At 63.5% G+C, this 7,897-nt stretch carries 9 protein-coding genes; all 9 read left to right on the top strand.

Annotation, left to right across the window (positions count from 1 at the left end; all coding sequences use genetic code 11):
- Positions 1–317 precede the first annotated feature (317 nt).
- A complete protein-coding gene (rpmH, locus tag PTQ19_RS15335) occupies positions 318–455 on the top strand; it encodes a 50S ribosomal protein L34 (protein ID WP_022879826.1) in 138 nt (45 codons plus the stop codon).
- Positions 456–461: 6 nt separating this feature from the next.
- Positions 462–812, top strand: coding sequence for a ribonuclease P protein component (gene rnpA / locus PTQ19_RS15330; protein ID WP_274367969.1), 351 nt, complete (start codon positions 462–464; stop codon positions 810–812).
- Entirely contained in the window at positions 809–1,159 is a 351-nt protein-coding gene (yidD, locus tag PTQ19_RS15325) for a membrane protein insertion efficiency factor YidD (protein WP_179409577.1), read from the top strand. The genes rnpA and yidD overlap by 4 nt, the downstream gene beginning before the upstream one ends.
- A 3-nt stretch (positions 1,160–1,162) precedes the next feature.
- Positions 1,163–2,227 carry a membrane protein insertase YidC gene (yidC, locus tag PTQ19_RS15320; RefSeq protein WP_274367968.1) on the top strand — a complete coding sequence of 355 codons (1,065 nt, stop codon included), beginning with the start codon at positions 1,163–1,165 and terminating at the stop codon, positions 2,225–2,227.
- Positions 2,227–2,721 carry a protein jag gene (locus PTQ19_RS15315; protein ID WP_274367967.1) on the top strand — a complete coding sequence of 165 codons (495 nt, stop codon included), beginning with the start codon at positions 2,227–2,229 and terminating at the stop codon, positions 2,719–2,721. The genes yidC and PTQ19_RS15315 overlap by 1 nt, the downstream gene beginning before the upstream one ends.
- Positions 2,722–2,816: 95 nt before the next feature.
- Positions 2,817–3,461, top strand: coding sequence for a 16S rRNA (guanine(527)-N(7))-methyltransferase RsmG (rsmG, locus tag PTQ19_RS15310; RefSeq protein ID WP_274367966.1), 645 nt, complete (start codon positions 2,817–2,819; stop codon positions 3,459–3,461).
- Between the two features lie 252 nt (positions 3,462–3,713).
- On the top strand, positions 3,714–4,025 hold the full coding sequence (locus tag PTQ19_RS15305; RefSeq protein ID WP_274367965.1) for a GIY-YIG nuclease family protein: 312 nt from the start codon (positions 3,714–3,716) through the stop codon (positions 4,023–4,025).
- 1,889 nt (positions 4,026–5,914) lie between these two features.
- Positions 5,915–6,796, top strand: a complete 882-nt coding sequence (locus PTQ19_RS15300; protein ID WP_206550885.1) for a ParA family protein — start codon at positions 5,915–5,917, stop codon at positions 6,794–6,796.
- Positions 6,796–7,833 (top strand): ParB/RepB/Spo0J family partition protein, encoded by a 1,038-nt coding sequence (locus tag PTQ19_RS15295; protein ID WP_274367964.1) that lies wholly within the window; start codon positions 6,796–6,798, stop codon positions 7,831–7,833. The genes PTQ19_RS15300 and PTQ19_RS15295 overlap by 1 nt, the downstream gene beginning before the upstream one ends.
- Positions 7,834–7,897 lie beyond the last annotated feature (64 nt).

Here is a 7,897-nt window from a genome sequence, read left to right as displayed (position 1 = left end):
GGTGCTCCGGGCGAGGTTGTGGAAAGGTCGCCTTGAAGCGTGATCTCCCCCTGTGGATAACGATGGATGCAACGGTAGTCACCGAAGGGGCGAACGGCAAGCCGTCCGCGGAAACACGCGGATGTTCTGAAGATGGAACGCGTTTCCACAGTTGTGGATAATGGCTGTGCGTAACTCTCAGTGCCGATGGCGGTCTCCGCACACGATTTGCTCTGTGCGTCGGCGAGTCGTACCCTTAATCGGTTGACTTATGCCTAACGGCAGTACCCCCTGTCTCCGGACGTCTGAACCCGGCGACACCAGTTCGGAGTGATTCCATGAGCAAGCGCACTTTCCAGCCCAACAACCGTCGTCGCGCCAAGAAGCACGGCTTCCGCGCACGTATGCGTACCCGCGCCGGTCGCGCCATCCTGTCGGCACGACGCGCGAAGGGCCGCACCGAGCTCTCGGCGTAACGCCCAGTGCTCGCCCGACCGAATCGTCTGACCCGCGGCGCTGACTATCGTCAGGCTGTTCGCCGGGGAACACGATGCGGCGGTCCGCGACTCATCACGTCTGTGCTCGTGAGCACCGACGCGCGGCCCCCTCGGTTCGGGTTCATCATCAGCAAGCAGGTAGGAACCGCTGTGGTTCGCAACACCGTTCGTCGACGGCTCAAAGCCGTGTGCGCGGAGTTCGTCGACATGGTTCCTGAGGGCACGGATGTCGTCATCCGTGCCCTCCCTGCGTCTGCGACCGCCGAATTCTCGTCGCTGCGGGCAGACGTGGCACGCTGCCTGAACAAACGGTTCGCCGATGCGGTGGGCTCATGAGCGCACTGCCCTCCTACGCCTTCGGAACGGCGCGGTTCCGGGCATCCGATCTGTTTCGAGGTCTGCTGGTGCTGCCGCGTAACGCGGTGCTTGCGTTCCTCGTCGTGTATCGGGCGATCATCTCTCCGCTGTATGGCGACGTGTGCAGGTATTACCCGTCCTGTTCCGCGTACGCTGTAGGAGCGGTGCAGCAGCACGGCGCCGTGTGGGGAGCGATGCTCTCGGCATGGCGCATCCTGCGTTGCAATCCCTGGAGCAAAGGCGGCGTTGATGACGTCCGCCCGCACGCTCACTTCCGATACGACTTGACCGCCCGTGGTTTCGTCGTACCTGCTCGAAAGGACTGAACAGTGGGTCTTGACCTCCTGCTCGCAAGCACCCCTGCCGCCGAGGACTCCGGCGGCGGCTTCGACCTGTTCGGTGCCATTCTCTGGCCGCTGAAGTGGGCCGTCGAGCTCATCCTCGTCGCCTGGCATTGGCTGCTGACGGCCGCCGGCATGCCCGAGGCCGACGGCATCACCTGGGTGCTGTCGATCGTCGGTCTGGTGATTGTGGTTCGCGCGGCGGTCTTCCCGCTGTTCGTGAAGCAGATCAAGAGCCAGCGGAAGATGATGGAAATCGCTCCTGACCTGCGAAAGGTTCAGGAGAAGTACAAGGGCAAGAAGGATCAGCTCTCTCGCGAGGCGATGAGCCGCGAGACCATGGCCCTGTACAAGAAGCACGGCACGACGCCGATGTCGAGCTGCTTGCCGCTGCTGGTGCAGATGCCGATCTTCTTCGCGCTGTTCAGCGTTTTGCGCGACGTCAAGATGCACGCGGAGGCCGAGGTCGGTGGTGTCGGGCTACTCAGCCCCGAGCTGACGAAGCAGTTCTTCGATGCGACGCTGTTCGGTTCGGTGTCGCTGCACGAGACACTGGGCGAGGCCTGGTCGGCCGGCAATACCCCGGCGATCGTGCTGCTGGCGATCCTCGTCGTCCTGATGATCGTTTCGCAGTTCTTCACCCAGCTGCAGATCATCTCCAAGAACCTCTCACCTGAGGCCAAGACCGGCCAGGCGTACCAGATGCAGAAGATCATGCTCTACGTGCTGCCGCTGGGCTTCATCTTCTCGGGTGTCTTCTTCCCGCTCGGTGTCGTCATGTACTGGTTCGTCTCGAACCTGTGGACCATGGGTCAGCAGTTCTTGGTCATCCGCGAGATGCCCACGCCGGGTTCCGAGGCGGCGAAGGCGCGTGAAGAGCGCCTTGCGCGCAAGGGCAAGGCCATCAACGCCGAGGGCAAGATCGTTCCGATCGAGGTCGTGCGGGCAGAGGAGCAGCGCAAGCTCGAAGAGATGGAGCGCGCCAAGGCGGAGGCTCCCAAGCGTGAGCAGCCGATGAGCAAGAAGCGTGCCAAGAAGAAGGGCTCGAACTGATGACTGTTGAAGACGTGAAGACCTCGTCGGTTCCCTCGGTGGAGGATCTTGAGCGTGAAGGGGATGTCGCAGCAGACTTTCTCGAGGAGCTGCTTGATATCGCCGACATCGACGGTGATCTGAACCTCGATGTGCGGCAGGGTCGGGCATATGTCTCGGTTGAGGCCGAGAGCGAGGGGCTTTCGGTACTGTCGGCCCCCGACACCGTGCAGGCTCTGCAGGAGCTCACTCGCCTCGCCGTGCAGAACAAGACGGGCTCGTTCTCGAGGATGATCCTCGACATCGGTGGTTCGCGCGACACGCGTCGCCGGCAGCTCGAGGCCCTGGTTGACGCTGCGGTTGTGAAGCTTGACGGTGGTGCCAGCCAGGCATCGCTGCCGTCGATGTCGAGCTACGAGCGCAAGGTCGTGCACGACATCGCCTCGGAGCGTGGGCTGGTTTCGGAGTCCTACGGCGAGGGAGCAGACCGCCACACGGTCATCACCCGTCGGTGATGTTTCACGTGAAACGGTGATGCGCATAGCCGCCCCGGTCTCCGGTCATTGAGCGGGCCCCTTTTCCGGTCATTGAGCGAGCGAAGCGAGACGAAATGTCCCACACCCCCGAATCTGAACCCTCCGTCGCCGCGGAGCTCTTCGGCGCACGCATTGATCTTGCGCGTCGTTTCACCGATGCGCTGGTCGCGGAGGGGGAGACGCGCGGTTTGATTGGCCCGCTCGAGCTGCCGCGCATCTGGACGCGTCATGTTCTGAACTCTGCGATCGCTGCGCCGCTGTTTCAGGGCTCGGTTGCCGATGTCGGTTCCGGTGCGGGGTTGCCGGGCCTTGTGCTCGCGATTGCTCGTCCGGATGTCCATTTCACGCTGATCGAGCCGATGGAGCGTCGTGTGGCATGGCTGACGGAGCAGGTCGAGGCTCTGGGGCTGGACAACGTACGTGTCATGCGCGCTCGTGGCGAGGATGTCGGGCTGGAGTTCGATTCCGTAACGGCACGTGCGGTGAGTGCACTTCGCACGTTGATCCCGATTACTGCTCCGTTGGTGAAGGACGGCGGTGAGTTGATCTTGCTGAAGGGGCACAACGTGCCGGCCGAGATCGATGCCGCTCAGAAGGTGTTCAAGAAGTTCAAGGTGTCGGACGCCACAGTGGAAGTGCTCGGAGAGGGAGTGCTCGCCGAGCCGACGCGTGTGTTCCGCGCTCGCGTCCGCGCGACCCCCGCTGTCCCCGGTCGTTGAGCGAGCGCAACTCGTCGAAGCGCGAGTACGCGAGCGGAGCTCTCCCCGGTCGTTGAGCGAGCGCAGCGAGACGAAACGCTAGTGCTCGAGCTGAGTTCCCTCGGTCGTTGAGCGAGCGGAGCGAGACGAAACGCTCACACCACTAGACCGCCCGGAGTCTTCGCTCTCCCCAACTCCACGTTTCACGTGAAACATCCACAGCTCCCGTGATCTCGACATCGCCGTACTCCCCGGTGCGCATAGTGTCCGACCATGATCGGATACACCTATGTTCTCCGCTGCTCGGACGGCACGTTCTACGTAGGCAGCACGAAAGACCTTGATGCTCGAGTGCAGACTCACGCGCAGGGAATGGGGAGTGACTACACGTCGTGCCGGCTACCGGTCACGCTGGTTTGGTGGGCCGAGTTCGATCGCATTGATGAGGCGTTTGCTCTCGAGAAGCGAATGCAGGGGTGGAGTCACGCGAAGCGCCTGGCGTTCATGGAGGGCGGCTACGACGCGATCAAGGGCTGGAGCGCACGCGAGCGCGCTCTCCGCCGCGGTGGCACCTCTGGTCGTTGAGCGAGCGCAGCGAGTCGAAACGTACGCGAGTACTGGGGGAGCACACTTCGTCTCGTCGCTGCGCTTCTCGCACAATGACCGGCGTTGTTCCACGTGAACCGTGCGGCCTTCACGATCGTTGATTGAGCGGAGCGAGCCGAAACGCGCGCGACTACTGAGCGAACACGTTTCGTCTCGTCGCTGCGCTCCTCATTCAACGACGGGTGATGTTTCACGTGAAACTTGCGTCGGATGAGTGCCGCCATGCAGGTCCAGCAGTGGCTCCTCGGTCGTTGAGCGAACGCAGCGAGTCGAAACGCGCGCGACGACTGGGGGAGCACGTCTCGTCTCGTCGCTACGCTCCTCGCTCAATGACCGGCGTTGTTTCACGTGAAACATGCGTCGGGATGGGACCGGCATGCAGGTCCGGCAGTGACGTCTCGGTCGTTGAGCGAGCGAAGCGAGTCGAAACGCACGCGAGTCTTGGGGCGTGCGGGGAGCACGTTTCGTCTCGTCGCTGTGCTCCTCGCTCAATGACCGGCCGTACGGTCGTTGAGCGAGCGGAGCGAGTCGAAACGTGCGCGACTACTGAGGGAGCACGTTTCGTCTCGTCGCTGCGCTCCTCGCTCAATGATCGGCGGTGTTTCACGTGAAACTTGCGTCGGATGAGTGCCGCCAAGCAGGTCGCGCAGTGGTTCCTTGGTCGTTGGGCGAGCGGAGCGAGTCGAAACGTGTGCGACTACTGGGGCGCAGATTTCGACTCGGTGCTTCGCTCCTCGCTCAATGACCCGTGGTGGTGCTTCACGTGAAACGGGTGCCGGTACTGAGTTCCGCAATGTGGCCGGAAGTGACGCCGCCGTCGTTGGGCGAGCGCGGCGAGTCGACACGTTTCCTCCTCGAGAGTCCGGCCCAGCTCGTCACATAGCGGTGTTTCTTCTTCTATGGTCGACACGTATGTGAGTCCTCCGGCCGTTGAGCGAGCGAAGCGAGTCGGAACGCACACCCTGCGGTGGCGTTCATTTCGTCTCGTCGCTTCGCTCCTCGGTCAATGACCGGGTGGTGTATCACGTGAAACGGCAGCCATCGCCGGGCGCCTGCGGCGAGGTTCGACGGGGGAGGGGGTTCCGGCGGTGAGTGAGTGGACTGATTCAGCCGTAGCCGGTTCGAGGGTTGGTTTCGTTCGCCGCGCGCCCCTCTCTCAGTGGCCGCTGGCGTCTTACGCGAAACAGCAGGTGTCGACGGCCGTTGAGCGAGCGGAGCGAGTCGAAACGTCCGCTCTACGGCGGTGCAGCTCATTTCGTCTCGCCGCTGCGCGCCTCGCTCAATGACCGAGGGAGTGTTTCACGTGAAACGGTGGCTGCAGGGGCGTCGCCAGTCGTCTCGTCGCTTCGCTCCTCGCTCAATGACCGGGTGGGTGTTTCACGTGAAACGCGCGGTGTCCACGGTCGTTGAGCGAGCGGAGCGAGTCGAAACGCATCGCAACGGGAGCCTGGCATTTCGTCTCGTCGCTGCGCTCCTCGCTCAATGACCGGGCGAGAGGACTCGGACGTTGAGCGAGCGGAGCGAGTCGAAACGCATCGCAACGGGAGCCTGGCATTTCGTCTCGTCGCTGCGCTCCTCGCTCAATGACCGGGCAAGAGGACTCGGACGTTGAGCGAGCGAAGCGAGTCGAAGCGAACATCCCCCGAGGGCGCAGGCTCATTTCGTCTCGGTGCTGCGCTCCTCGCTCAATGACCGGGTGGGTGTTTCACGTGAACGGTCCTCGCTCAATGACCGGGGGAGTGGGGGCGGAGCCGCGCTCAATGACCGACGCAGACAGTTGCCTCGGTTAGAGTGGATGACGGTCCCGAAAGGAGTCGATGTTTCACGTGAAACCATCCGACAACGCATCGCCGAACACCGATCTCGGGATGGATACCCCGCTCGCGCGGGAGCTGGCTGATCTGGCCTCCCGACGCAAAGCCCTCAGCAAGGTCAAGGTCTCCTTCGACGGTGACACCCGAATCTTCACGGTGTCGAACCAGAAGGGCGGAGTCGGAAAGACGACGACGACCGTCAACCTGGCATCCGCACTTGCCGAGCTCGGCGCAAGGGTCCTCGTGATCGACCTTGACCCGCAGGGCAATGCCTCGACGGCATTGAGCGTGACGCACACCGCCGAGACCGCCAGCATCTACGACGTGCTGATCAACGACCAGCCATTCGGCGAGATCGTCCAGCCGAGCCCCGAGTCGCCGAACCTGTTCTGCGCACCGAGCACCATTCATCTCGCCGGCGCTGAGATCGAACTTGTCTCGCAGGTGGCGCGGGAGTTCCGCCTGCGTCGTGCGCTCGAGATCTACCTGCGTGAGAACCCGAAGGACGTCGTGATCATCGACTGCCCGCCTTCGCTCGGACTCCTCACGATCAACGCCTTCACCGCGGCGACCGAGGTGCTCATCCCGATCCAGTGCGAGTACTACGCGCTCGAGGGCCTGAGCCAGCTGCTCGGGAACATCCAGATGATCCAGAAGCACCTCAACCCCGAACTCACCCTCTCGACGATCCTCCTGACGATGTATGACGCCCGCACGCGTCTGGCGCAGCAGGTCTCCGACGAGGTGCGCGCTCACTTCCCGCAGCAGATTCTCGACGCCGTGATCCCACGGTCGGTGCGCGTCTCAGAAGCTCCCAGCTTCGGACAGACCGTCATCGCGTACGACGGCACATCTGCCGGCGCGGTCGCGTATCGGGAGGCAGCAGTGGAAATCGCTCAGCGGGGTCAGCAATCCGCTCAGAACAAGGGAGCATGATGGCCAAACGCACTGGACTCGGACGGGGCATCGGCGCGCTCATTCCGACAGCAGATCAGACCGAACGCCCGGTCGACGTATTCTTCCCCGGCAACGTCAAGATCGCGACCGAGACGGTCGCTCCCGACACCGCGGACGCCAAGACCAAGACAAAGACCGCGCGTCCGGCCAAGACCTCGGATGCTGCAGACGACACCGCCACAGAAGCCGACGCCGCCCTCGCCGAGATCCCGGGCATCCGCCTGATCCAGGTCGACCCGAAGCTCATCGTCCCCAACCCCCGCCAGCCGCGCACCCACTTCGACGAGGACCACCTCGCCGAGCTCGTGCACAGCGTCAAGGAGTTCGGCGTTCTGCAGCCCGTCGTTGTTCGCCGCAACAGCGGTGGCGAGTACGAGCTGATCATGGGGGAGCGGCGCACGCGCGCCGCACGCGAGGCCGGCCTCGAGGCGATCCCCGCGATCGTGCGTGAGACTGCCGATGAGGATCTGCTGCGCGACGCGCTGCTCGAGAACCTGCACCGGTCGGAACTCAACCCGCTAGAAGAGGCCTCTGCCTACCAGCAGCTGCTCGAGGATTTCGGGATCACGCAGGAAGAGCTGGCCACTCGCATCGGTCGGTCGCGCCCGCAGATCAGCAATACCATCCGTCTGCTGCGTCTTCCCGTGCCGGTGCAGCAGCGTGTCGCTGCCGGTGTGCTCTCAGCCGGCCACGCACGCGCGATTCTCTCGGTCGACGACCCTGAGCAGATGCAGCGTCTGGCCGACAAGGTTGTGAACGAGGATCTCTCGGTGCGCGCCACCGAGGCGGCTGCTAAGAGTCTTCCGACCGATTCCGCGCGCTCCGTCAAGCCGAAGGCCGGCGCCCGCCGTGCATACCTCGACGAGGTGTCGACCAAGCTTGGTGACCGTCTGAACACCCGCGTGCAGATCGCGTTGGGTGCGCGCAAGGGGCAGATCAAGATCGAGTTCGCCTCGATCCAGGACCTGAATCGGATTCTCGCCGAGCTCGGCGAAGAGGAGTACGGCAGCCGCTGACGCATCGCCCCCCCCGAGAACGCTCTTCCGTGAGCGGGTCGGCTCGGATAGTATCCGGGCACCT

The organism is Microbacterium esteraromaticum (assembly GCF_028747645.1).
GTDB lineage: Bacteria > Actinomycetota > Actinomycetes > Actinomycetales > Microbacteriaceae > Microbacterium > Microbacterium esteraromaticum_C.
The sequence above is the reverse complement of the archived record's forward strand: the minus strand, read 5'-3'. Positions and strand labels throughout refer to the sequence as shown.

Excerpts from the sequence above, each read along its gene's own strand:
- yidD (WP_179409577.1), top strand. The coding sequence starts at position 809 with ATGAGCGCACTGCCCTCCTACGCCTTCGGAACGGCGCGGTTCCGGGCA.
- rsmG (WP_274367966.1), top strand. The coding sequence starts at position 2,817 with ATGTCCCACACCCCCGAATCTGAACCCTCCGTCGCCGCGGAGCTCTTC.
- PTQ19_RS15300 (WP_206550885.1), top strand. The coding sequence starts at position 5,915 with ATGGATACCCCGCTCGCGCGGGAGCTGGCTGATCTGGCCTCCCGACGC.
- PTQ19_RS15295 (WP_274367964.1), top strand. The coding sequence starts at position 6,796 with ATGGCCAAACGCACTGGACTCGGACGGGGCATCGGCGCGCTCATTCCG.
- PTQ19_RS15305 (WP_274367965.1), top strand. The coding sequence starts at position 3,714 with ATGATCGGATACACCTATGTTCTCCGCTGCTCGGACGGCACGTTCTAC.
- rpmH (WP_022879826.1), top strand. The coding sequence starts at position 318 with ATGAGCAAGCGCACTTTCCAGCCCAACAACCGTCGTCGCGCCAAGAAG.
- PTQ19_RS15315 (WP_274367967.1), top strand. The coding sequence starts at position 2,227 with ATGACTGTTGAAGACGTGAAGACCTCGTCGGTTCCCTCGGTGGAGGAT.